Origin of the sequence: Natrinema caseinilyticum, from assembly GCF_024227435.1 — an archaeon.
Taxonomy (GTDB): Archaea; Halobacteriota; Halobacteria; order Halobacteriales; family Natrialbaceae; genus Natrinema; species Natrinema caseinilyticum.
The window spans coordinates 450,888-475,586 of the sequence record NZ_CP100445.1; the positions used below are offsets into that span (position 1 = coordinate 450,888).

Genomic DNA, 24,699 nt, shown 5'->3' on the forward strand with positions numbered 1-24,699 from the left:
CGCCACTCAATCGTCCTCCGGACGCTCGTCGGCACCGTCCGGCGGTTCTCTCACGACCTGCGTCTCGTCCGGCCAGGTGACGCTGCCGAGGAAGGGGATTCCGATCCGCTCGGCGGCACGGGCGATCATGTGGGACCCAGTCGGCACCGTCAGGAACAGAAAAACGATCCCGATGAGCGCGGTCAGCCCCACGTTACCGGGTCCGAAGTGGACGAACCCGGCGAGGAAGACCGCGGCGGTTCCGAGCGTCGTCGGCTTACTCGTCGCGTGCATCCGGTTGTAGACGTTCGGTAATCTGAGCAGTCCGATCGTACCGACCGTCAGGAAGAACGTGCCGATGGCGATCAGCGAGACGACGACGATATCGCGAATCATTCGATCACCTCGCCTTCGGTGACGAACTTCGCGACCGCGACGGTCGCGATGAACCCGATGATCGCGAGGACGAGGCTCACCGTGATGAACAGCCCGCGATCGGTCACGAGGGCGAACAGGACCGCGATCGCGACCACGTTCGTCGCGATAGCGTCGAGTGCAACCACTCGGTCCGGGTTCGTCGGGCCGCGGATCACGCGATAGCTACAGAGGACGCAGAGTCCGCTGACGACGATCAACGCGGCGTGGATCGCGATCTCGAGGACGGCCGGGTCGCTAGCAGTCATCGTCGACACCCCCGTCTCGGTGGTCCGTCGTACTCTCTCTTGTGCCTCCGGAAACGACGATCTCCGGCGGCGGATCGGACGGCGACGCGTCTTCGTCGAACAACTCGAGCGCGTAGTCCTCCCAGGTATGGATGGGGTCGGCGATGGCTTCGGGATCGCGGCCGTTGACGCCGTGGACGTACAGCGCGTTCGTCGACTCGTCGTAGTCGAGCGTCACCGTCCCCGGCGTGATCGTGATGCTGTTGGCGATCACGGTGATCGCGACATCGGATTCGACTCGCAGGGGAACGAGGATCACCTCCGGTTCGATCGGCATGCCGGGCGAGAGAACCCGATAGGAAACGTCGATGTTCGCCCGCAGGAGTTCCCAGCCGAACGACCCGAGGTAAAGCCCGGCGTACGGGAGCGCTCGAATCCCCCGACCGAGGTCGAGGCGTTTGCTGTACAGCCGACGGAAGATGAACGCGACCGGCAGGCCGACGACCAGTCCCGCGAGGAACCCGCCGACGAGGTTCGTCGGCGTAAGCGACATCCCCCGAACGAATACCCACAGCGTGGCGAATATCACGCCGATGACGGGCCAGGTCCGGACCTTCACGCGTGATCACCTCCGCTCGCGCCTGAATCGGCCACTTCGCTCGCATCGGTCGGATCGACGGCGTCGACGTATCCCTCCGTATCGAGTGCGGCCTCCGCGGCGGTCGACGCGAACTCGTAGACCGGCTCGAAGCCGACTCCGACCGCGACGATCGCCGTCGCGAGGACGATGAGGACCGCCACCTGGACCCGATCGATCGCCGCCGATTCCACGGCCGGCGTCTGTGCTCCCCAGAAGCTCAGGTTCCACGTGCGGGTCGCGTAGGCGATCGTCAGCACGGACCCGACGAGCAAGAGCGCGATCACGGGACCGGCCGACGCCGATCGAGCCGCCGCATCGAAGACGAGGAACTTCCCGAAAAAGCCCGACAACGGAGGGATGCCGACGAGCGCTAACGAGGCGACGAACACCGCGATCGCCATCGGTGGTGATCGTTTCGCGAGACCACCGAGATCGTCGAACCGGCTCGAGCCCGTCGCCGACCGTATCGTGCCGACCGCGAGGAAGAGCAACCCCTTCGCGAGCGTGTGATTGAGCGCGTACACGAGCGCGGCGACGACGCCGAGCTGGCGCAGTTCGGGACTCGTCGTGGTCGCCGCGACCGCCACCGGAATCGCGATGAATCCGACCTGACCGATGCTCGAGTAGGCGAACACTCCCTCCAGTGAATCCCTTCCGACGGCCCCGATGCCGCCGACGAGGATGCTCGCGCCGGCCATGAGAAACAGCGCCGCTCCGACGAACGACAGCGGCGAGTCGACCGCGAGTTCGGTTCCTGGAACGCCGAGATCGACCGCAACCTCCGACCCGGCAAACACGGTAAAGGAGAGCCGGATAATGGCGTATATGCCGACTTTTTTGGTCGCACCCGCCAGCAGGGCCGCGATCTGTGGCGGCGCGGCTCGGTAGGCGGTCGGGATCCAGAACTGGAAGGGGACGAGTCCGGCCTTGATCGCGAACACCGACAGGAGCAAGCCGAGCAAACCCACGACCGGAACTGGGTCGAGTCCGTAGGCCGCTGGCTCCGCGAGTCGCTGAGCGAGATCCGCCATGTTCAACGTCCCCGTCGACGCGTAGATCCCGCCGACGCCGAGCAAGAAGACGGCGCTGGCGAGGAGATTGAGCGTGACGTACCAGAAGGCAGCGCGTGTGTGCTCGGCACCGCCGGAGTAGGCGACGAAGACGTAACTGGCCATCAACATCACCTCGAACCAGACGAAGAGATTGAAGAGATCGCCAGTGAGAAACGCACCGGTGACGCCCAGCGCGAGGAAGTGAAAGAGCGGAAAGTAGTAGCTACGGCCGTCCCCACCGGGAAGGTGCCGGGTCGAGAAGACCAGCGACGAAACGCCCAGTACCGCGACCATGGTCAGCATGAACGCCGACAGCCCGTCCGCGACGAGCGTGATCCCGAACGGGGCCGGCCAATCACCGACCTGGTAGGTCGCGATCCCCGGCGCGTCCGGCGCGAGGACCACGAACCAGTCGATCGCCGCGACCGCGACCGCGTATGCGACACCGCCGCCGAGACTCACCGCCGCTCGAGTCCGCGGCCGTCGACCGAGCAACAGCGTCGCGACGGCCGTGACGAGAACGACCAGCATCGGGGCGACCACGAGCGACGAGTCGGCGCCGGTCTGCGTCGCCGCCAGGGCCGTCATCGCCGATCACCCGTCGCCGGTAGCTGTCGCCGACTGCCCGTCGCCGGTAGCTGGCGCAGACTTCTCGTCGCCGTCATCGTCGATCACCCTTCCGCGTCACCGGCCGGTTCGTCCGCAGCGTCGTCATTCTCGATCACCCAGTTTCGTAACGTCCAGCGTGTCGTGTTCTTCGTAGACTCGATACGACAACACGAGCGCGAACGCCGTCATGCCGAAGCCGATGACGATGGCGGTCAACACGAGCGCCTGAACCACCGGGTCGGCCGTTTTCGGGACGTGATCCCCGTGGCCGGCCAGGACCGGAACCGAATCGGCCGTCGCCGGCGCGATCCCGCCCATCACCAGCAAGTAGAGGTTCGCGGCCTGGCTGATGATCGCCAGGCCCCAGACGACCCGGATGAGGTCCCGTCGCAGCAACAGGAAGGTCCCGAGTGCGAACAGCGCGCCGATCGTCGCCGCGAGGACGATCGCCGTCATTCGGCTCCCACCACCGAAAGGATCGTAAGCAGCCCGCCGACGACCACGCAATAGACGCCGAAATCGAACGCCAGCGCGCTCGCCACCTCGAGGTGGTCGTAGAGAGGGATCCCCTCGAGCACGACGAACGTCTGTGACAGAAACGGCTGTCCGAACAGCAGCGGTGCGAGGCCACTGAGGACCGCGATCGCGAACCCGTAGGCGAACAGGCGGCGGTATGCGACGACGACGCGGTCGCGCGACGGCTCCTTGCCGGGATCGACGTCCCGCCCGAGGATACCCCGCTCCAGGAAGTCGAGGCCGTAGGCCATGTAGATGATCGCGAACGCAGTCGTCGTGAGGACGCCGCCGATGAACCCGCCGCCGGGAAGGTTGTGCCCCTCGACGAACAGCGAAATCGCGACGACGAGGACGATCGGAACGATCGCTCGAGCCGTCGTGCGCATGATGACGGTCGTCACGCCGAATCACCTCGCGAGGACTCGCCGTCGGTCTCTTCGGTCGGTCCACGCTCTGGTGGGGATCCGAACGAATCATCCCCGGCGTGTTCGTCCGCGACTCGCGTCTCGTCGGCCGGTTCGTCCGCGGTCAGTTCGTCGGTTGCGTGCGGTTCGTCGGCCGACTCCTCCGGGGTCGGCTCGTCCTCGAGCAGTTCCTCACCGGCTCGCGTCTCGATCAGTCCGCCGTCGCCGCTGTCGCGCATGACGATCAGCGTCAGAATCGAAATCGCCGCGAGCGCGATCACGACGAGTTCGCCGAGCGTGTCGAAGCCGCGGAAGTCGACCAGCGTCACGTTGACGACGTTGGACCCGCCGCCGTCGGGCACCGCGTGCTCGACGAAGTAGCGGGCGATATCGGTCGAGCCGCCGGGGCGAGCGCTGGTCGTGACGAGCACGGTGACGAACGCCGTTGCACCGACTACCAGCGAGAGCGCGACGTCTCGGACGCTCCGTCTGAGCCCGATCGCGTACGACGCGGGGATCTCCTCGATGACGAGCAGAAAGATCACGAGGACGAGCGTTTCGACGACGAGCTGCGTCAACGCGAGATCGGGGGCGCTCGCGAGGATGTAGAAGATGGCGATCATGAATCCGAGAATCGAGAGCGTGAGGACGCCCGCGACGTGGGAGTCGGAGAGAACGACGGCGAGTGCGCCGACGACGGCCACGAGCAACACGAGCGCGATCGAAACCGTGGCTTCGACGCCCAATTCGGTCGGCTCGATCGCGTCCGCCGCGACGAAGCCGCCGATCGCGAGTACGCAGGTCGCACCGAGCGTCCACGTCGCGTACGTTCTGAGCAATCCGTTGTGGACGCGCCCGGCGAGCCACCTGCCCTCGTCCGTGAGGCCGTCGACGGCGGCGTCGTACCACCAGTTCGGACAGCTCTGTGGCACCGTCCGCGGAATCGAACGGATGCCGTCGTGGAGACGCTCGTAAAACGGGAAGGCGAGGACGCCCGCGCCGATCGTGACCGCGCTCATCCCAACCGGAGTCGAGTACGACGTCGGCAAGCCGACGTGCATCTCGTGGGGGTCGATCGCCGTCGCCTCGAGGCCCGACTGAACGATGACGGACACTGCGAGTTGCGGGGAGACGCTGACGACCGCGGCGAGGAGCGCGAGCACGGCCGGTGGAACGAGCATGGAGAGCGGCGGGCTCTGGACGGAGCCGAGTTCGTCCGGTCTGTCGCCGAAGAACAGGGACAGAAACCGAAGCGAGTAGAGGACGGTGAAGACGCTCCCGAAGACGGCGACGGCGGGGTAGAGCCAGCCGAGGAGTCCGATGTCGTGGTGGTGGCTCGCCTCGACGGCGGCCTCGTAGAGCAATTCCTTCGAGTAAAAGCCGTTGAACGGCGGAATGCCGGCCATGCTGAGCGAGACGATCGTCGTGATCGCGGCCGTGACCGGCAAATTGCGACGGAGCCCGCCGAGTTTCGCGATTTCGCGGGTCCCCGCCTCGTGAGCGATGATCCCGGCGACGAGGAACAGTGGGGCCTTGAACAGCGCGTGATTGAGCAAGTGAAATACCCCCGTCTCAGCGCCGTAGACGGACGTGAAGCCGAATCCAGCGATCATCAGACCGAGGTGACTCGCCGTCGAGTACGCCAGCAACTCCTTGATGTCGGTCGACGCGACCGCCATGAGCGCACAGACGGTCATGGTCGTCAGTCCGAGCGTCACGAACAGCAACAGCCACTCCGACCCGAGGAGCATCGGCCGAACGCGCCCGACGAAGTACACGCCGACTTTGACCATCGTCGCGGAGTGCAGAAACGCCGAGACCGGCGTCGGCGCCGCCATCGCGTTGGGAAGCCAGAAGTGAAGCGGCACCTGTGCGGATTTGGTCGCCGCGCCGACCGCGAGCAGTCCCAGGACGGGCACGAACAGCCCCCGATCCCGAAGCGCCGACTGCATCGCGTCCGGGTGCTCGAGCATGGCGGCCAGGTTAAACGCGGAGGCGGGACCGACGACGTCACCGGCGACGAGCGAGAGCAAGAGGAGTCCGACGAGCAAGAAGAGGCCCCCGCCCACGGTAACGAGCATCGCCATTCTCGCGGCGTACTGCGACGACCCATCGGCGGTGTAGTAACCGATCAGGACGAACGAACAGAGGCTCGTGAGTTCCCAGAACAGAAAGATCGCGATCAGGTCGGCGGCGAGCGCGACGCCGATTATCGATCCCATGAACGCGAGCAGGGCCGCGTAGTATCTGACGAGGCCCGACTGACCGTGCATGTACGCCGGCGAATAGGTGAATATGAGCGCCCCGATCCCGGAGGCGAGCAGCGCGAACAGGAGCGCCCACCCGTCCACGTAAAACCGGAGTGCGATCTCGAGAGACGGGATCCAGGGGAGCGTGACGGTTCCCTCGGCACCGTACTGGGTGGCCAGCAAGCCAAACGAGACCAGCGCAACGAGGGTCCCTGCGAACCCGGTCCACTCCCCGAGAACGCGAAAGAAAAGAGGCGTAAGTGCTGCAGCGAGAAACGGGAGCGCGACCGCGGCGACTATCACCGCCTGGTCGGGAGACATTCGATACGGCGAGGCTATGGGGAGACCGCCCTTAAACGGTTCCTTTCGGCTGGCTGCAGGGTGGGGATACGACGACGTCGAAGGCCGACCGTCGTTCGGGTGGCCGGCGGGTGACGAACTACGCCGGCCGTCCGGAGATGCTTACAATCCCCGAGTCCGACACGCTTATTCGCGAACGGCGACGAATCACACACAGTGAGTACCGAGACGCCCGAACCGACCGAAACCGAAGCGTTCGAGCGGGTCTGTGAGGCGCTCGTCGACCGGATTCTCGCCGGTGAAATCGAGCGTGACGAGGTCGAAAAAGCCAAGCTCGAGGCCTGCTCGGAACACTCCGCACCGAAGGTTCCGAAGAATTCCGAACTCCTCGACTACGCGCCCGAAGAGCACCGCCAGGACCTGGAGGCCGTTCTCCAGCGCAAACCGGTTCGGACGGCATCGGGCGTCTCGCCGGTCGCGATCATGACCTCGCCCGAGCGCTGTCCCCATGGCAAGTGTCTCTACTGTCCGGGCGGTCCCGACTCGGAATTTTCCTCGTCACAGAGTTACACGGGCGAGGAACCGGCCGCAGCCCGCGGCGTTCAGAACGACTACGACCCGTACGGACAGGTGACGCTCCGACTCGAGCAACTGCGCCAGATCGGCCATCCCGTCGACAAGGTCGAACTGATTCTGATGGGCGGGACGATGACGGCTCGCAGTCACGACTACCAGGAGTGGTTCGTCAAGCGAGCGCTCGAGGCGATGAACGACTACGACGTCGACGCGGAACCGGAACCGGCAGAGGGGGTCAGCTTCGCCGAGGATCCGGCGGAGTACGAGTGGCGGTACGTCGAGGACGTCATCGCGGAAAACGAGACCGCGGACGTCCGCAACATCGGGACGACGTTCGAGACGAAGCCTGACTGGTGTGATCCGGAGCAGATCGATCGGATGCTCGATCTCGGCGGGACGAAAGTCGAGGTCGGCGTCCAGACGACGTACGAGCGGATAAACAGGGACATGCACCGCGGCCACGGCGTCCAGGAGTCGATCGATGCGAATCGCAGGTTGCGCGATTCGGCGTTCAAGGTCGGCTTCCACATGATGCCGGGCCAACCCGGGATGTCGAAGGAGATGTGTCTCGAGGACTTCCGGCGACTCTTCGAGACAGACCAGTGGAAGCCGGACTACCTGAAGATCTATCCCACCCTCGTGGTGCGGGGCACCGCGACGTACGACTGGTGGCACAAAGACGAGTACGAACCGCTCTCGAACGACGAGGCGGCCGACCTGATCGCAGAGATCAAGTCGATGATCCCCCGCTACACTCGACTGCAGCGCGTCCAGCGGGACATTCCGGCGGACTTCATCGATGCCGGCGTCTGGAAGTCGAACCTGCGCCAACTCGCCAGACAGCGGATGGACGACCACGGCTGGGAGTGTGAGTGCATCCGCTGTCGCGAAGCCGGCATGAACGACGAGGAACCCGAGGACGTCGAACTGGACGTACTGACCTACGAGGCCTGCGGCGGTACCGAACACTTCATTTCGTTCGAGGACTTCGAGCGGGATCTGCTGGTCGGGTTCTGCCGACTTCGGTTCCCGAAGAACCCAGTTCGACCGGAACTCGAGAACGCGGCCCTCGTCCGCGAACTACACGTCTACGGCTCGGAGGTCGCAGTCGGGAACGACGGCGAAACCGACCAGCACCAGCACCGCGGGTACGGCCGCCGGCTGATGGACCGCGCAGAGACCATCGCCGCCGACGCGGGGTACGACAAGGTGAGCGTGATCTCCGGCATCGGCGCTCGAGAGTACTATCGGAACAAACTCGGCTATCACCAGGACGGCCCGTACGTCAGCAAGCGCCTTTGATTCGATCGGACGGACTCTTTGGCTGCCCGGCCGAACTCGCCCGCCATCTGAGCGAACTCGCTGACACCGTCTTCCGGGCTGTGCGCGCATTCTCCGCGAGCCGGCTGACACCGTACGGCCGGGACCGATACCGGACCGTCTTCAGCCCGGTGGCCGTCCGGGGCGGTCGCTACCGATCTCACGTTCTCGATAGCCACTTGTCGACAAACGACCTGCTTTCCCTCGATTCCCGCAGCGCAAAATTTATGGTAATAGGCATTGGATATTCAAGTGCCGACGATTGTCGGCACCGTTGTCAGCTCCCCCCACCCTGACAGCGACACACCGTCGCCGCTAGCTCGAGTGCGCCGTATCCACCGAATCGCCACACCACTTGGGCGATTACGGCGCGCTCATCGCCCGAACCCCTTTTCCGGTCGACCGGATCTCACGACGGAGTGGGTTCTGTTCGCAGCCCCGTTCGGGCGTCCGGACGGTGACGGGACACTCGGCTGCTGACACCTGTCGTCACGTCCGTTCGGCCGCGTCCGAACTCACGTCCGTGGGACCGGGTCTGATTCGTTACGGACAGCACCTCGGTCGCCGCGGACTCTGCTCAGTCGATCGTGACCTCGAGTTCGAGCAATCCGAGATGGGAAGGGGCACGGCCGCCGTTCGAGCGGAACTCGGCGGGTGTCGAGTTGACGACGTCGTAGAAATCGGCCTGGTCCTCCGGCACGAGGATGCTGCCGTCGTCGCGCTGGAGGAACGCCGGTGCGTCCGTTCCCTCGATCAAATCGAGTTGGTCAGCCCACTCGCCGTCGGCGTAGATGAACGTGCCAAAGGAGAATCGTCCCGCGGCGAGGGCATCGTGTTTCGACAGGTACATGCCCGCCTCTTCGGCGTTGAACTCTTCGTCGCTCACCCACGCGATGGCCGCGATGCCCTCGGCCTGGAGGAGGTAGAAGTCCCAGGACAGCGAGGCGTCGAACACCGCCCAGGTGCTTCGTGGACCGATCGTGTGGACCTCGACACTGAAGGTCGGAACCACGCGAGATCCCTCCGGTTCCGGGACGAAAGTGACGTCGTACCCCGGGACGCGGATGCCGCGGTCGTGGTAGACGACGCCGTCGACGTCGATATCCGCCTCGATCCGGTCGACGATACCGCGGACCGTCGCGCCACCTTCGGCCTCGAGGTGCTCGAGGAAGTCCGGAAACCGGGAGACGTCGGTCCAGAGTGAGTCTTCGTCAGCGCTCATGCGTCTCGACCTCCGGTATCACGAGCGAGACCGCCGACAGCGTCGTTCATACCCCGTCTGGGTACTGGCACGGATTATGCCTTCCGACCTCGACTACTGTCGGGACGAATTCCTCGGTCGGCGATCGGGAGGGCCGATGCGCCCCGATGGATCGTCTCGAGTCCGCTCCCACGGCAGGGCACGCGGGACAGAGCCGGTACGGCGACCGGAGCCGAAGACCCGACGGCGATCGTCAGTTCGGGGGTCCACGACGGTTGCCAGTCGAACGAACCCGACCGCTGTCGGTACCCGAACGGATCTCCGACCGGGACACTGGCGGTGGAGCGACACGCCTTTTTGACCGGACCGGGCAGTGTACGGTATGGAACCAAAGCGGGAACTCACGAGCGTCGACCTCGCCGCTCTCGTCGGGGAACTCGGGGGCTACGAGGGGGCGAAGGTCGACAAAGCGTATCTCTACGGGGACGATCTCGTCCGCCTCAAGATGCGGGATTTCGATCGTGGCCGCATCGAACTGCTCCTCGAAGTCGGCGAGATCAAGCGGGCGCACACGGTCGCCCCGGAGCGAGTCCCCGACGCACCCGGCCGGCCGCCGCAGTTCGCGATGATGCTCCGCAATCGACTGTCCGGTGCCGACTTCGCGGGCGTCGAACAGTTCGAATTCGACCGAATCCTCGAGTTCACGTTCGAACGCGACGACGGCACGACGAGAATCATCGTCGAACTGTTCGGCCAGGGCAACGTCGCGGTCACGGACGGCGAATACGAAGTGATCGATTGCCTCGAGACCGTCCGACTGAAGTCTCGAACCGTCGTTCCGGGCTCGAGATACGAGTTCCCCGAGTCGCGGACCAACCCGCTTTCGATCTCCCGTGAGGGCTTCGACCACGAGATGGACGATTCGGATACGGACGTGGTCCGAACGCTCGCGACGCAACTCAACTTCGGGGGCCTCTACGCCGAGGAGTTGTGCACCCGCGCCGGCGTCGAGAAGGGATTGGACATCGAGGACGCCGACGAGGACGTCTACGATCGAATCTACGAGGCGATCGACCGACTCGCGATCGATCTCCGAACCGGACACTTCGACCCGCGGATTTACCTCGACGTCGACGACGGCGGGGACGGCGAGGGTGACGGCGACGGTCGGAGTGACACCGGCGACGGACGCGTCGTCGACGTAACCCCGTTTCCGCTCGAGGAACGCGCCGAACTGACCGCCGAACCCTACGATTCGTTTCTGACTGCGCTCGACGAGTACTTCTTCAGGCTCGAACTCGCCGACGAAGCGGAGCCGGAGACGACCTCCCAGCGGCCGGACTTCGAGTCGGAAATCGCCAAACACGAGCGCATCGTCGAGCAACAACAGGGCGCGATCGAGGGTTTCGAACGGGAGGCCGACTCGCTTCGCGACCAGGCGGAACTGCTGTACGCCGAATACGGACTCGTCGACGAGATACTGACGACGATTCAGACGGCACGCGAGCACGACCGCTCCTGGGACGAGATCGAAGAGCGGTTCGCGGAGGGTGCCGACCGCGGGATCGAGGCCGCAGCGGCCGTCGTCGACGTCGACGGGAGCGAGGGCACGGTTACCGTCGATATCGATGGCGAGCGGATCGATCTCGTCGCCGATCGGGGCGTCGAGCAGAACGCCGATCGGCTCTACACGGCGGCAAAGGACGTCGAAGGGAAAAAGGAGGGTGCGCTGGCGGCCATCGAGGACACCCGTGAGGATCTCGCGGACGCGAAACGCCGCCGCGACGAGTGGGAAGCGGACGAGAGCGAGGGTGGAGCCGACGACCACGAGGAGGACGAGGGAGAGACGCGCGACTGGCTCGCCGAACCCTCCGTTCCCATCCGCGAAAACGAACCCTGGTTCGACCGGTTTCGCTGGTTCCATACCAGCGACGACTACCTCGTGATCGGCGGCCGAAACGCGGATCAAAACGAGGAACTCGTCAAAAAGTACCTCGAGCCCGGAGACAAAGTGCTCCACACGCAGGCCCACGGCGGTCCCGTCACCGTTCTGAAGGCGACCGATCCCAGCGAGGCGTCGTCCGCGGACATCGAACTCCCGGACTCGAGCATCGAGGAGGCCGCCCAGTTCGCCGTCTCCTATTCGTCGGTCTGGAAGGACGGGCGATACGCGGGCGACGTCTACGCGGTGGACTCGGATCAGGTCTCGAAGACGCCCGAGAGCGGCGAGTACCTCGAGAAAGGCGGGTTCGCGATTCGCGGCGAGCGGACCTACTATCGTGATACGCCGGTCGGTGCGGCGATCGGGATCCAGTGTGAACCGTATACGCGAGTGATCGGCGGGCCGCCGTCGGCGATCGAAGATCGAGCGGAGACGACGCTCGAGATCGAACCCGGCCGGTACGCGCAGGCCGACGCGGCGAAACGGATCTATCGGCGCCTTCGCGAGCGATTCGCCGACGAATCGTTCGTCCGAAAGATCGCGAGTCCGGACAAGATTCAGCACTTCATGCCGCCGGGCGGAAGTCGGATAGCCGACGATTGACGGTCGCTGCCGTTGTTATCCTAAGTTTGGGGACCGAATAGGGCTCGAGGCGGTGAATCGAGCGCCAAGTTACAACAGGTAGGATTCGGCGATCGAACCGAGTACGGGCAGTTTCGTTCGGCTTCCTTTCACCGCCATGACGAGGAGGTACACCCAGACTAAAAAGAGAGCGAACCAGATTCCGATCGAAGACAGGAACGTAAATAGCGAAACCAGAACGCTCAGAATGTCGGGCAGGATGAGATTCATCATGAACGTTATAACGCTGAGTGTAAAGAAAATCGCGATCGAAGCGATCCCGAAGACGATACTCTGTGCGGCGTGGAAGCGAGCGAACTCGTTTTGATCCTCGAGGAGGTAGACGAGTATTCCCGACAGGGGTGCCAAGACGTACGATAACGCGCCCACGACGTTTCCGTCGGGACCGAGGCTCGTCGCCGCCTTTGCTGCCGATTCCGTTGCAGTTACTGCTTCATTTTGTGTTGACATGGAACTTCAAACATCTCAATGGCCGCCACCTATTTTACTGTATCGGACACTTTCCAAATAAAAAACTACATCAGTATTGTTATATTTAGACCGGTGCGTGTGGCGTTAGTTGCCCTCTCCTGCGTTCTAAACCGCAAAACCGACAGCCTACTCAAAGGTCTCTTCCATCACCACCAGAAATACTTTCTTTTAATTACCAATTGATGAGGGTGTTCTGTCGCGACGACAGAGAGGGGGTGTGTGGAACGCAGGGACCACTGACTTCTCCACGAACTTCTGTAACCGGCGTCTCGTCCGTTCGGGCCGGGTCGGTGCCGTCGGACGACCGTCCGGCGTCTATCGAGGCCGAAGTCCGCCAGAGACGGAGCGACGGCTGCCCGACCGGACCGCCCATTTCCCGCCAGAACGTCCACGGCCGGGTCTGAATGACGGACGTCTCGAGCGAATGTCGGGACGCGTTACCGACGATCGGTGCAAGTCGAACCGGGACAGAGACGGGTGAAAGCTGATACCTCGAGACCTGTCTACCGACGCTGATCCCCGATGCCCGTGTTCGACGAACTCGCGCTCGCCGCGTTCGGCGGCAGTACGTTCGTGGCACCAGGTATCATCGCCGCGGCCGTGGTCGTGGCCCTGGCGCTTGCGGTCGGATTCATCGTATTCCTCGCGTTCAGTCCCCGCACTCGAACGGGTCCGGCGACGCAGGCCGAACCCTCGTCCACCCGCGACACCGGCCGAAGCGAGACGGATTCCGGCCCCGATTCGAACGCTCAGACGAATTTCGAGCCCGGATCTTGATTCGGTTCCGGATACCCCGATCGAAACCGGCCGTCTTCGTCGCGGCGTATCCGCGTGCGATCGCTCGAGCGACGGCGCCGGTCGCCCCCTCGATTCACGCCCGTACACGTCGATCGCCCGACGACGCTGACTGCATCGCCTCCGTTCGAGAGACTCGAGGTTACGTGGATGTGATCTTCGAAAGTGGTGCAGTCAGGAACGGTTCCGACGCCGTCGGTCGTGGTGAGTGACCGTTTCGATTCGGCCGCTACTCCGATTCTCGAACGGCGTTTTCGGGGCGGTCTCCGGGCCATTTTCGAGGTGATTCGGACTTGTCGTCTCGATCCGATACCGGGCCCGTCTCGCCGTCTTCGAGCGCCGAAAGACACTCGTCGACGGTGTGGATACGCTCGCCGTCCGAACAGGGTGCGACGTACCGGAGGTCACCGTTCTCGTAGACGGCCACGCACACGACCGGGACCCGAATTTCGCTCATCGCGTCGTGACCGAGTCGAGACGGCGTCTGATGCTCCTTGAACGCCGGCCGAAGCGTGTACCCCGCCCGGTCGGCCCAGGACTGGAACGTCTCGAAGATCTCCGAAACCGAGGGCCCGGTATCGGCGAGCCTCTCGATCGCCGGCCGTACCGACGACCAGGTCTTGACGCACACGTCGATGCCTCCGTGTTGCTCCTCGAGACGATGCGATCGGGCGACGGTCTCTCGGAGCATCTCCACGGTGTCCGCTGACGCCCGGCTCCGGAGGAAGAGCTCTACCCGGATCGGTTGCGCTGTGTCGCTGACTGAATCCGTCATTATGCGTAGAGGGGGCGGTCGCCGCTCGCTCCCTAGTCGTCGCGGCTACCTTCATCACCATAAAGCTAGCAATGTATGAGCGGCATCGACACTCACACCGACGGGATGGTCGCACCACGTCCGGAAGTCACGAGACCAGGTCGCACCGATCGGGGCGCGGCCGGACGGGCGCCGCAGGTCCGGTGGGGCTCGCGAACGCGGTCCGCTGGTAGCCTCGACTGCATCGCCTCACTCGTCGGCGACCGTCGGTTCTCCGCCGGCCTGGTGTCGGGTCGGCGCTGTCGACGTGGTATCGTCGGTCTTGCGGGCCACACTGCGCTCTGCACCGTCGTAGGACGATCCGAGTGCGATGAGGAAGCCGACCATCGCGGTCACGAGTGCGACGCTCCCGATCGCAACGGCCCCGATCGCGGCCAGCGTTCCCGCGAGAACTTCACTTGCGGTGAGCAACGAGACCGCAGTCACGGCCGCGATCAGCGCGAGGAGTCGGCCAAGTCGACCGGTGTCGAGGCCGTGAAAGGACCTCTCACCGGTCGTGTCGAGTAAGACCGCCACGATCCCGTTGTAGGAATCGTCGGTTCGCGCGTTCCCGAGGGAGTGGATCGACTGTGCGATCCAGACCCCCGCGGTGAAGTTGAGCAACGCGACGAACGAAACGAGGCCGACCTGTCCATCGACGAACAGTGCGGCCGCGATACCGCCCGCAAACGTCACCGCCATGATGGCGTGGGTAACGAGCGAACGGACGCCAAAGTCTTCGAGGTGGGCGATGGATTTTCTGTCCATACAGGAAGGTGGTTCGGCGAAGCAATCCCTTTGCCACCTAACTATGTCGAACGTGAACATATGTCAGACATTCCAGTCGCCGGTGAGATCCGTTCCGCGGCCGTCCCCTGCGTTCGACGTCGGGGTGAAAACCGGACAGCCGAACCGCCAGCCGCCGATCGCAGCCCACTTACCGCCACCCCGTCAACGGTCACCCATGCAGATCAAAGACCGGGAGCAAGTCGAGGGCGGGCGCGAACGGGTCACCGTCGTTCCCGAAAGCGTCGACGACCTCTGGCACCTCCAGTACGTCCTCGAGCCCGGCGATCGCGTCGCTGGCGATACGACCCGTCGGATCCAGCGCAACGACGAGCAGATGCGGGATACCGGCGGCGAGCGCGAACACATGTGGGTCGCCATCGCCGTCGACGATATCGAGTTCCACAAGTTCGCCAACCGACTGCGGGTCGGCGGCGAAATCGTCGCCTGCTCGCGCGAGGACCAGCTCGGATTTCACCACACGCTGAACGTCGAAACGCGCGACGAGATCTCGATCGAGAAACGGTTCAAACCCGATCAAGAGGCCCGACTCGAGGAGGCCGAGCAAGCGACGGAAAATCCCGACGTGGCGATCGCGACCGTCGAGGAGGGACAGGCACACGTCCACACCGTCGCGCAGTACGGGACCGAAGAACGGGCGACCATCACCGGGCCGACCGGCAAGGGGGAATACGCCCGCGAGCGATCGGAGCTGTTCGCCGAACTCGCAGCCGTCCTGAAGCGACTCGACGTCGACGCGATCATCCTCGCAGGCCCCGGGTTCACGAAGCAGGATGCCCGGAAATACCTCGAGAAGAACGAACCGGACGTCGCGGAGTTGATCACGATGGTCGATACGTCGGCCGTCGGCGACCGGGGCGTCCACGAGGTCCTCAAGCGCGGCGCCGTCGCCGACGTCCAGGAGGAGACGCGCATCGAAAGCGAGGCCGAGTACATCGACGAACTCACCCGTCGCATCGCGGAGGGTGCCAAAGCAGCGTACGGCCCCGAATCAGTCCAGCGGGCCGCAGAGTTCGGCGCCATCGAGCGGTTGCTCGTCCTCGACGACCGACTGCGACAGGAGCGCGGTCCGGACGGCGAGTGGGGGATCGACGTCGACGAAATCGTGCGAACGACCGAGCAAAAAGGCGGCGACGTGACGGTCTTCTCGAGCGAGTTTCCGCCCGGTCAGCAACTGGCGAACCTCGGCGGAATCGCCGCACTGTTACGGTATCGTCTCGAGTGAGACCGCCGTCTAGCGTGCGTCCGACTCGATCTGCACTTCGTCGCTGGCCTCGATTAGCTGGATCAGTACCGACGCGAACAGCGAACCGGAACTCCAGATCGCAGTTTCGCTGTTGTCGGGTCCGAGGACGCTCAGGAGGATGGTGTCGTCGTCGACGATGACGATCCGACCCGAGCGCTGATCGTCGGTCCGGTGGGCGGGCGGCGTGTCGACGGTGACGCCCTCGACGTCGGCGAATCGATCCTGGACCGCTTCGGTCCTGCTGACGACCACGACCGTCACGCCGGCCGCCGCGCGCTCCCTGAGTATCCGTTCGATCGAGTCCGTGACGAGTTCCGGGAGTCGGGTGCCAAAGACGATCCGCTCCTCGGCTTGCGAGAGGATATCGTCGGTCCGATCGTCCACGCGATCCCGACCGCGGACCGTCCAGATGTCCTCCTGCGTTTCCTCGCCCGCGGGCTCGTTCTTGACGGTGTCGACGTACTCGAACGCCCGGTCCTGCTCGCGTTCGAACCGGTCTCGAAGCGTTTCTCGCGCCTGCTCGACGCTGACCGGCCGATATCGGATCGGGTTCGATTGCTGAACCTCGAGTAATCCGCGCTCTTCTAGGCTCTCGGCGACGCTGTAGACCTGCGAACGAGGGACGTCGGTGATATCTGCGACGTCTCTCGCAGCGCCCGCGCCGAGTCGGTGGAGCGCGATGAACACCTTGGCCTCGTAGCTGGTCAATCCGAGGCCCTCGAACGCGTCGACGGCCACGTTTTCGTCGACGGTCACCGCTCGTCACCCTCCGCCGATCGATCGTCGGCCGCGGTCCGCCTCCCACCGTCGCTCGCGGCGGGGGTCGGGCGGCGGGCCCCCGACGGGTCGAAGGAGACGTCGGGTCCGAGGTACCGGGTCCACAGCACCAGCAGCGCCGGGAGGACGACCACGCTCGCGAGGAACGCGTACGTGATCGTCAGCGCGGTGATGATGCCGAACTGTTGGAGGGCGGGCAGGATCGCGAACGCGAGCGTTCCGAATCCGCCGACGGTCGTCGCTGCACTCCCGAGCAAGGCCCCGCCGGTACCGGTTACCGTCGTCCGCAGTGCCGACCAGACGTTGCCCTGTCGCTCGAGTTCGAGCGAATATCGGTCGCTGACGTGGATGCTGTAAGCGACGCCGAGCCCGATCGTGAGGCTCGTGATCATCCCCGTGAGGATGTTGAAGGGCATCCCGATGACGAACATCGTTCCCAGGATCCAGCTCACCGAGAACGCGACCGGCAAGAGGGTCACGACTCCGAGCGTCGCGCTGCTGCCGGTCAGCCTGTACGCGACGGTCAGGAAGACGAAGACGGCCACGAGCGTGATCAACAGGCTCTCGATGACGGTATCGAGCAGGTCCTGTTCGACGATGTAGCTGACGATCGGATCGCCGGTCGCGATGGCGCTCCAGCGGTCGCCGCTGTCGGCCTCGATCGAGCCGGCGATGTCTCGCATCTCGCTGGTCGTATCGCCGCTCGAGGCGCTGGGCTGGACGGCGATGACCAGTCGTGCGGACTGGTACTCGCCATCGTCGGTGCGGTGGAGCACCTGACTCGCGGCTTCCTCATCGATTTCGAACAGCTGGTCGTACAGCGCCGAGACGTTCTCGTCGGGGACGTCGTCGCCGTCCGTGTCGGCCGCCTCGAACGACTCCTCGAACGACTCGTTGCGACCGGCGACCGATTCCATCGTCGACAGCGGATCCTGCACGTCGGCCTCGCCGGTCGCGAGCTCGTAGGCGGTGTCGCTGTCCGCGGCCTCGCTCCGAGCGGCATCGATCCGCTCGAGGACGGCCGGATCGGAGACGGTACCTTCGACGAGTATCTGCGCCTGGCTGTCCTCCCGCTGGAAGTGATCGTTGACGTAGTCGAGGTCGTTTTTGGCCTGGTACTCGCCGGGTTGAAGCGATCCTGGCAGGTTGTCGGTCCAGTCGGGCGGACTGTCCGCGATGAAATCTTCCTGTTCGAAGCTGGTGTCGACCTGCGTCGCGCCGTAGACGCCGCCAGCAGTGAGGACGAGGGCGCCGATGAGGACGACCACCGGTGCCTTTCTGGCGGCGACGGAACCCACGGCGAGCGCGTCGCTGAACCGACCCTCGCCGGTGCCGAACGCACGTTTTCGGCGATCGAATCCGTGCGCTTCGAGGAACTCGTCGACCTCGATCTTCGCGGCGGGAATGAGTGCGCCGAAGACGACCAAAGCGGCGACGATTCCCACCGAACTCACGATGCCGAACTCTCGGATGGGGCCGATCGGGCTGACGAGGTTCGAGAGGAAGCCGATGACGGTCGTCGCCGTCACCCAGACGAGGGCGACGCCGACGCCTGCGAGCGCGATCGACATCGAGCCGCGAACGCTGTCGGTCGAGCCGACTTCTTCGCGTTGCTCACGATGGCGCATGAAGACGTGGATCGCGTAGTCGATCGAAAGCCCGATCAACAGCACCGGCACCGCGACGAACATCTGGTTGAACGCGATCCCGGCCCAGCCCATGAAGCCGAACGTCCAGACGAGAACGGCGACGATGCCGACGATGCCGAGTACGATGTCGAGCAGGTCGCGATACGCCACGACCAGCGCGATCACGACGAACAACAGCGCGAGGGGGCCGACGATGGCGAGACTGTCGCCCATCGACCGTTCGATCTCGTCGGTGATGACGCCGCCACCGAACACGAGGTACTCCTGGTCACGTGCGTCCGCCAGGTCACGTATCTGGAGTTGGCTCTCGATGATGCGATCGCTGACGGCCCCGGCCATCCCGGACGTCGTCTCGGTGTCGGTCCGCTGGGTGAGATACGTCATCCGGGCATCGGCTTGCGTACTTCCCGGCTCGTACGACGTCGGCATCAACGCGATCGCGAAGTTGTCCTCCGACTCGTTGCCGGACAGGGTTCGGGTGAGCGTCCGCTCGTACTCTCGTTCGTCCAGATCTTCGAGCGCGTCGATCTGCTCCTCTAACGGCGGTTGCTCCGAGCCCTGGAGCGCCGCGTACTCCTCCTCGAGGACGCCGTACGTGCCCGCTCTGTAGACGCCCTCGAGCTGGGACGAGAGATTCTGGTACTCGTCGTTCTCGCTCGGCGCGTCCGTTTGCGCGCGTATCTGGTACCGCTGCGATTCGATCGTCCGTGCCTGTGCGACGGCCGACTCGTACCGTTCGGTCTGGTTCCCGCTTACGTCGGCCGTGGCGTTCTCGACGACCGCATCGAACTGCGCCTCGAGTTGCGCCGAGCGCGTCTGATACGCAGTCTGGTTGATCGCACCGTTCTCGTAGGACTCGTTCAACTGCTCGTACTGCCGCTGGAGCCCGATCGACCGGTTGAGTCCGTCCTGTAACTGCGACCGCGTCTCGTTCAGTTCGGCGGATTGTTCGCTCCTGATGGCCGTGACCGCGACGATGTTTTCGACCCCCGTAATCGACTGGTTCTCGACGAACGTCGAATTGATCGACTCGTTGGCCCGCAGTTCCTGCTGGAACTCGAGCGACGAGATCATCGAGTCCTTGCTGAGGACGTCGTCGCCGCGGACGATCAGTTGGACGCTGGTCGTATTCTCACGCTGGTCGCTCGTGAAGTCGCCGTCGATGCGCTCGAGGGCTTTCGCTTCGGGCGAGTCGCTCTCGAACTGCGAGAGCGAGGAATCGTCGTCGACCCTCGGCATCCCGGCCCCGACGACCGCCGTCGAGAGCAGGAGAACGACGAGGACGATTCGCGTGTGCGTCGCGATTGCATCGGCGAGTCGCTCCGGAAGACTCATCCGGACACCTCTCGGATGAGTTCAGATATGTCACAGGAGACCATTCTGTTGTTATGATCCTACAAACTCGGCGTATATACGTGTTTGGAAATCGTGTTCGGGCGGTTGATTCCCGAAATCGGGGGAAAGAGAGTATAGTACTGAATGTAACGGTGTTAGTACAGTCCGATAGGTGCGCGGATTAAGTGCGCGTTCGAACCCGCCGCCGCGTCGACGACGTCAATCGATCGAAACGGTCAGTAGATCGTCGGCGAATCGGACGTCGCCGTCGTAGTGAGCGCCGAGCGACTCGAGCATCTCCTCGTGGCGACCGTCAGTGTGGGGATAGAGGTGCGTCAGGTAGACGCGACCGATTTCTCGTCCGGCCAGTTCCCGACCCAGCGATTCGGGCGTCGGGTGATTCGAGACGTCGACGTCGTCGGGGAACGAGCAATCGTGCGCGAGGATCGCCGTCCCCTCGGCGAAGTTCGCCAGTCCTGCGAAAGCCTCGCTGTCGCCGCTGAACGTGAACAGATCGCCGAACCGATACGCCAGACACGGAAGCGAGTGTCGCGTTTCGTAGGCGGAGACGTCGAACCCTGCGACGGAGAACTCGCCGGGGACGATCTCCCGGACCTGTAACTCGAGTTTGTCCTGCATGTACTCGTAGACCGACAGCAGGTCGTCTACCATGGCCTTGGTTCCCTGCGGCCCGACGATCTCGAGGTGTTCCTCACCGGCGAGCCAGCGAGCCTTCATCAACGGTACCACGTCGGCGACGTGATCGAGGTGGTGGTGGGTCAAAAGGATCGTCGAGACGTTCTCGTAGCCGACGCCTGACTGCTGGAGCCGGTGGAGCACCCCGGCGCCGCAGTCGATCAACAGCGTCCGGCCGTCGTCCTGGACCAGAATTCCCGCCTGAACCCGGTCGCCGGTGGGCATCGCGCTCCCCGTGCCGAGAAAGGTGATTCGCATGGGCGAATCTGGCACCTCCGCCCCGATAAGGATACTCCTCGTGCCCGCGTCGGCACAAAGATTCAAGCAGGTGGACTCTCCAACGTGGTGTACCGTATCGATGGAATCGTCTGCGATCACTCGTCCGCTGGATCGCGTCCCGATCAGCGAGTGGTACTCGAGCCCGGAAGCCATCGTGGTGGCGAACCGTCCCGTCGCTCGGACGGTGAGGGAATGATCGGCCGCTTCGAGGATCCGTTTCGACCGTCGGTCACGAGAACCACGCTGTATCGGGTCGTCGGCTGGCTGCTGTGGGTGTACGTCGTCAGTCTGCTGGTTGTCGGTGTCTACAGCGTCCTGTGGATTTTCGAAATCGCCGGCGTCCTTCCCGGACGCTGGCTGTCGACCGCCTGGATCGGCGTCCCCGCGATAGGATCGGTGTTTCTCGTCCTGTTGATTCCGCTCTATTACGCCGGTCGGTCGAACGATCGATAACGAGCGTGCCACGCACGAACCGAGTCGGTTTCGTCGATACCCGCGCTATCGCTCTCATGTCCTCGTCGATCGCCACTGGTGGCCGTCGCCGCCCGCCTCGGCGCCGTCAGTTCGACAGTCCTTCCGATGGGAAACGAACGGCGCGTATCGGCGGTTTTTTCGCCACGACGATCGGATCAGCGGACGATACCCGTACCATGACGGTCGTTCTCGCCGGCGTCGGCGCCGATAGCACGAATTTCGGTGCACTGGCACCCCTCTACGACGACGGACGCTTCGAATACGTTCCGATTCCCGAGAAAACCGACGCGACGGCGGAAACCGAAACCCTGGGATCGTGGCCGCTCAGGGTTGGCGAGGGCGTAGCCGCGGACCTGACGACCCGCATCACTCCGCAGCCGGGACACGACGGCGCGGAGACGGTTGCCGGGGATGCACTCGAGTCCTGGCCCCTCCACCACGATCCCGATTTCGAGTCCTTGACCTACGGGGAACACCGGACCAGCGGGTACGTCTCGCGGCTGCGCGCGCTCGAGTCCGGCGACGTTTCGGCTTCTACGCCGGCCTTCGCCGGCCCGATGGGGACCGCGCCCACCGGTATCTGATCGGCTTCTTCACCGTCGACGAGGTGGTGGTCCTCGGCCCCGACACCCCGCCGACCGAGCGCGCCGCGATCATCGCCGCCCACCCGGAAAACGCACACGCGAAACGCGCCCGGGACGGCGACCTCTACCTCGAGAAACAGATCGTGATCGTCGACGGCCGCGAGCCAGGTGGCCTCTTCGACCGAGAGCCGATTCGGCTGAGCGACTACTACGTCGCGGACGGCAACGAGCGGCCGCAGTATTACCTGCGTGAGGAAATCGCGACCGAATGGAACGTCCGGGCCGGCGGCGCGAACATGATGTACAAACCGGCCTACAGGTGCGATCTCACGGGGTCCGAATTCCGCGAGTTGATCGGGGTCTCCGGTGAGCGGACGGTGACCGGTTCGCACACCGGCTGAACGGACAAACGCCTCCGTCGGTCGTCGCGCGTGATACGGCCTCGAGAAACCCTGGAAACGATACTTCGGCACGCCGTCCGTCCTGGGTCGACCGACGACACGACGTCGATCTCGCTCGAGATCCCGGCGACGACTAGCGCCTCTCGGTGCGCTCGAGCGGGGCGACAAACGGCGCGACGTCGCCGAACGTCGGGCCGGGTCGTATCTCGCCGTCGGGATCCTCGTAGTCGACGACGCCGTGGTCCGCGAGACGCGGCAGGTGATCGTGAATCAGCCTGATCGTGAGCGCTCGAGGATCGACGTGTTCACCGACTTCCACGGCCCGGTGGTCCGACACGAGATACCGCACGAGGTCTCGAGTCGTCGTTCGCTCCACCGCGTTCAGTCGGCGAAGCGTGCCCCTCCGCGTTTCGTTCGAGAGGAGCGCGTGAACGGTGGCGCTTTCGAGAGAGTGCGACCTTGCGTACGACATGGACGACCGTCGGTGGTCGATCCGTAGGTCGATGTTCCCTAACCGGTTAGGGCCGGGAACGAACCGTTCGGGCCGGTTCGTGGCGCGACGGGACGCTTCCACCGGTTTTCTCTCGGTCACGAACTGGCCCGAAGTTTGATGAGTCCTGAATTCGACCGTCAGAGCGGTGACCGAACGTGGTTGACAGATCGAGAATTGCACGATCACCGGCCACTATCGCCGTCGGCTACGCGGTGATCGGCACGATCTGGATTCTCGCGTCGGACGTTCTCGTCTACACCGTCGTCGAAAATCTCGGGGTAGCGATCTCCGTTCAGGTGCTCAAGGGGTGGCTATTCGTCGTCGGGTCGTCGGTCGTCCTCTACGGACTCGTCTCGTACAGCCAGCGAGATATCGAGCGAACGAACGAACGGCTCGACCGAGCGCTCCAGCAGACGAGTATCCTCCAGCGAATTATCCGTCACAACCTGCGAAACACCTGCAACATCATACGAGGGAACGCCGAACTCCTCGCGGCCGATTTTTCTCCGGACAGCGAGCGCGCCGACCGCGTCGAAACGATCACGAAACAGACGGACCGACTCGTGGAACTGAGCGAAAAGACCCATTTGCTCCGGGACGTGGTCCTTGACGATTCGATCGCGCCGCGACAGATCGACCTCTCTCAGCTCCTCGAATTGCGTGTCGAGAAGGCACGCGAGCAGTATCCGAACGCGACCATCCAGGCAGCGTATCCCGAGGGAGTCGTCCGCGAAACCGATCCGCGACTCGAGACCGCCATCGACGAACTCATCGAGAACGCGGTCGAACACGACGACACGGACGAACCGGTCGTCGAGGTGTCGATGTGGGCGAACGAGGATACGTCCGTGACGATCGACGTCAGCGATACGGGCCCGGGACTCCCCGATATCGAGCGGACCGTCTTCGAAGAGGGAATCGAGACGCCGATGGCTCATTCGGAGGGCGTCGGCCTGTGGATCACCCAGACGATCATCTCACGGCTCGCGGGGACGATTGCGATCGAAGACAACGAGCCCCGTGGCACGACGGTTCGGCTGACGCTACCGGCGGCGGGCTCACGGTAACGGTACCGGCACCAGCGCGACCGCGGTTGCGGCGACCACTTTCGCGCCGTGCCACGCAGCCCGAGCCGTCTGGAGTGACGATACCGAATGGATCGGTTTCATGTAGCGATACCTCCAACAGTGCTGTTAGTGACAGCTTCCGACGATCCGCCGCCGCGTCACGCACGCGTCGAGCGCCACGCGACACCAGGACCGCGAAACTCGCTCGCTCACTGGACCGCCGCCCGCAATCCGATCCGGGTGGCGATCAACTACGTCGTCGTCTGGCTGATCAGGATCTCGCCCAGCCTCCGCCTCAAACGCTGGCTCCTTCGCCGGATCGGCGTCACGGTCGGCGACGGCGTTTCCTGGGGCCTCGAGGCCACGCCGGACGTTTTCTGGCCCGATCTCATCACCGTCCGGTCGGATGCGATCGTCGGCTACGACGCGACGATCCTGTGTCACGAATTCCTCCAGGACGAGTACCGGACCGGCGAGGTCGTCGTCGGCGAACGGGTGATGATCGGAGCGGGCGCGATAATCCTCCCGGGCGTCGAAATCGGTCCGGACGCTCGGATCGCGGCGAACTCGCTGGTAACTCGTGACGTCCCGTCCGGGGCGACCGTCGCGGGCGTGCCAGCGGAGCCGATGGGACGCGGGGGAACGGACCGAGACGCGGCGAATCTCGAGTAGCGAAGATCGGTACTCGGAGCGCGGGGTAGCGGGTCGAGACGCCGATGAGAAGCGATCGCTTCCGAACG

22 protein-coding genes and 1 pseudogene are annotated in these 24,699 nt (G+C 64.3%); 8 read left to right on the plus strand and 15 right to left on the minus strand.

Annotated features, from left to right (window positions below):
- Nucleotides 1-6: 6 nt before the first annotated feature.
- From mnhG to mbhE, 7 genes are all read right to left on the minus strand, one after another.
- Complete coding sequence (gene mnhG, locus NJT13_RS02250) at nt 7-375, minus strand: monovalent cation/H(+) antiporter subunit G (protein WP_254523868.1); 369 nt, start codon at nt 373-375, stop codon at nt 7-9.
- Nucleotides 372-662, minus strand: coding sequence for an MrpF/PhaF family protein (locus NJT13_RS02255; protein ID WP_254523869.1), 291 nt, complete (start codon nt 660-662; stop codon nt 372-374). Before NJT13_RS02255 ends, mnhG begins: the two co-directional genes overlap by 4 nt.
- Nucleotides 652-1,260 carry a Na+/H+ antiporter subunit E gene (locus NJT13_RS02260; RefSeq protein WP_254523870.1) on the minus strand — a complete coding sequence of 203 codons (609 nt, stop codon included), beginning with the start codon at nt 1,258-1,260 and terminating at the stop codon, nt 652-654. Before NJT13_RS02260 ends, NJT13_RS02255 begins: the two co-directional genes overlap by 11 nt.
- Complete coding sequence (locus NJT13_RS02265) at nt 1,257-2,921, minus strand: complex I subunit 5 family protein (protein ID WP_254523871.1); 1,665 nt, start codon at nt 2,919-2,921, stop codon at nt 1,257-1,259. The genes NJT13_RS02260 and NJT13_RS02265 overlap by 4 nt, the downstream gene beginning before the upstream one ends.
- A 123-nt stretch (nt 2,922-3,044) precedes the next feature.
- Nucleotides 3,045-3,398 (minus strand): sodium:proton antiporter, encoded by a 354-nt coding sequence (locus NJT13_RS02270; RefSeq protein WP_254523872.1) that lies wholly within the window; start codon nt 3,396-3,398, stop codon nt 3,045-3,047.
- Complete coding sequence (locus NJT13_RS02275; protein WP_254523873.1) at nt 3,395-3,859, minus strand: MnhB domain-containing protein; 465 nt, start codon at nt 3,857-3,859, stop codon at nt 3,395-3,397. The genes NJT13_RS02270 and NJT13_RS02275 overlap by 4 nt, the downstream gene beginning before the upstream one ends.
- Entirely contained in the window at nt 3,856-6,432 is a 2,577-nt protein-coding gene (mbhE, locus tag NJT13_RS02280) for a hydrogen gas-evolving membrane-bound hydrogenase subunit E (RefSeq protein ID WP_254523874.1), read from the minus strand. Before mbhE ends, NJT13_RS02275 begins: the two co-directional genes overlap by 4 nt.
- Nucleotides 6,433-6,627: 195 nt before the next feature.
- On the opposite strand from mbhE, the gene NJT13_RS02285 reads away from it, so the two are divergent.
- A complete protein-coding gene (locus NJT13_RS02285; protein ID WP_254523875.1) occupies nt 6,628-8,289 on the plus strand; it encodes a tRNA uridine(34) 5-carboxymethylaminomethyl modification radical SAM/GNAT enzyme Elp3 in 1,662 nt (553 codons plus the stop codon).
- 595 nt (nt 8,290-8,884) lie between these two features.
- Here NJT13_RS02285 and NJT13_RS02290 read toward each other — a convergent pair.
- Entirely contained in the window at nt 8,885-9,529 is a 645-nt protein-coding gene (locus tag NJT13_RS02290) for a hypothetical protein (protein ID WP_254523876.1), read from the minus strand.
- A 361-nt stretch (nt 9,530-9,890) separates the two neighbouring features.
- Between NJT13_RS02290 and rqcH the strand changes: the two genes are divergently transcribed.
- Nucleotides 9,891-12,053 (plus strand): ribosome rescue protein RqcH, encoded by a 2,163-nt coding sequence (gene rqcH, locus NJT13_RS02295; protein ID WP_254523877.1) that lies wholly within the window; start codon nt 9,891-9,893, stop codon nt 12,051-12,053.
- A 69-nt stretch (nt 12,054-12,122) separates the two neighbouring features.
- Here rqcH and NJT13_RS02300 read toward each other — a convergent pair whose 3' ends face one another.
- Nucleotides 12,123-12,542, minus strand: a complete 420-nt coding sequence (locus NJT13_RS02300) for a DUF4870 domain-containing protein (protein ID WP_254523878.1) — start codon at nt 12,540-12,542, stop codon at nt 12,123-12,125.
- A 543-nt stretch (nt 12,543-13,085) separates the two neighbouring features.
- On the opposite strand from NJT13_RS02300, the gene NJT13_RS02305 reads away from it, so the two are divergent.
- Complete coding sequence (locus NJT13_RS02305) at nt 13,086-13,340, plus strand: hypothetical protein (RefSeq protein ID WP_254523879.1); 255 nt, start codon at nt 13,086-13,088, stop codon at nt 13,338-13,340.
- Nucleotides 13,341-13,587: 247 nt separating this feature from the next.
- Here NJT13_RS02305 and NJT13_RS02310 read toward each other — a convergent pair whose 3' ends face one another.
- On the minus strand, nt 13,588-14,133 hold the full coding sequence (locus NJT13_RS02310; RefSeq protein WP_340681181.1) for an HTH domain-containing protein: 546 nt from the start codon (nt 14,131-14,133) through the stop codon (nt 13,588-13,590).
- Nucleotides 14,134-14,361: 228 nt separating this feature from the next.
- Nucleotides 14,362-14,919, minus strand: a complete 558-nt coding sequence (locus tag NJT13_RS02315; RefSeq protein WP_254523881.1) for a hypothetical protein — start codon at nt 14,917-14,919, stop codon at nt 14,362-14,364.
- Nucleotides 14,920-15,115: 196 nt separating this feature from the next.
- Here NJT13_RS02315 and NJT13_RS02320 point away from each other — a divergent pair, with 196 nt between their 5' ends.
- A complete protein-coding gene (locus NJT13_RS02320) occupies nt 15,116-16,183 on the plus strand; it encodes an mRNA surveillance protein pelota (RefSeq protein ID WP_254523882.1) in 1,068 nt (355 codons plus the stop codon).
- A 9-nt stretch (nt 16,184-16,192) separates the two neighbouring features.
- On the opposite strand, the gene NJT13_RS02325 is transcribed toward NJT13_RS02320, so the two are convergent.
- From NJT13_RS02325 to NJT13_RS02335, 3 genes are all read right to left on the minus strand, one after another.
- Entirely contained in the window at nt 16,193-16,960 is a 768-nt protein-coding gene (locus NJT13_RS02325) for a TrmB family transcriptional regulator (protein WP_254523883.1), read from the minus strand.
- Nucleotides 16,957-19,965: an efflux RND transporter permease subunit gene (locus NJT13_RS02330; RefSeq protein WP_254523884.1), complete on the minus strand. Its 3,009-nt coding sequence runs from the start codon at nt 19,963-19,965 to the stop codon at nt 16,957-16,959. Before NJT13_RS02330 ends, NJT13_RS02325 begins: the two co-directional genes overlap by 4 nt.
- A 219-nt stretch (nt 19,966-20,184) precedes the next feature.
- Nucleotides 20,185-20,919: an MBL fold metallo-hydrolase gene (locus tag NJT13_RS02335; RefSeq protein ID WP_254523885.1), complete on the minus strand. Its 735-nt coding sequence runs from the start codon at nt 20,917-20,919 to the stop codon at nt 20,185-20,187.
- Nucleotides 20,920-21,006: 87 nt separating this feature from the next.
- Here NJT13_RS02335 and NJT13_RS02340 point away from each other — a divergent pair, with 87 nt between their 5' ends.
- The gene (locus NJT13_RS02340; protein ID WP_340681182.1) at nt 21,007-21,393 is read left to right on the plus strand and encodes a hypothetical protein; all 387 of its coding nucleotides are present in this window, start codon (nt 21,007-21,009) and stop codon (nt 21,391-21,393) included.
- A 197-nt stretch (nt 21,394-21,590) separates the two neighbouring features.
- Nucleotides 21,591-22,399, plus strand: a pseudogene (locus NJT13_RS02345) (Nmad3 family putative nucleotide modification protein).
- Between the two features lie 133 nt (nt 22,400-22,532).
- On the opposite strand, the gene NJT13_RS02350 reads toward NJT13_RS02345, so the two are convergent.
- On the minus strand, nt 22,533-22,871 hold the full coding sequence (locus NJT13_RS02350; protein WP_254523886.1) for a DUF7344 domain-containing protein: 339 nt from the start codon (nt 22,869-22,871) through the stop codon (nt 22,533-22,535).
- Between the two features lie 176 nt (nt 22,872-23,047).
- Here NJT13_RS02350 and NJT13_RS02355 point away from each other — a divergent pair, with 176 nt between their 5' ends.
- Entirely contained in the window at nt 23,048-23,959 is a 912-nt protein-coding gene (locus NJT13_RS02355) for a sensor histidine kinase (protein ID WP_254523887.1), read from the plus strand.
- Between the two features lie 129 nt (nt 23,960-24,088).
- Entirely contained in the window at nt 24,089-24,631 is a 543-nt protein-coding gene (locus NJT13_RS02360) for an acyltransferase (RefSeq protein ID WP_254523888.1), read from the plus strand.
- The last annotated feature ends 68 nt before the right edge of the window (nt 24,632-24,699 follow it).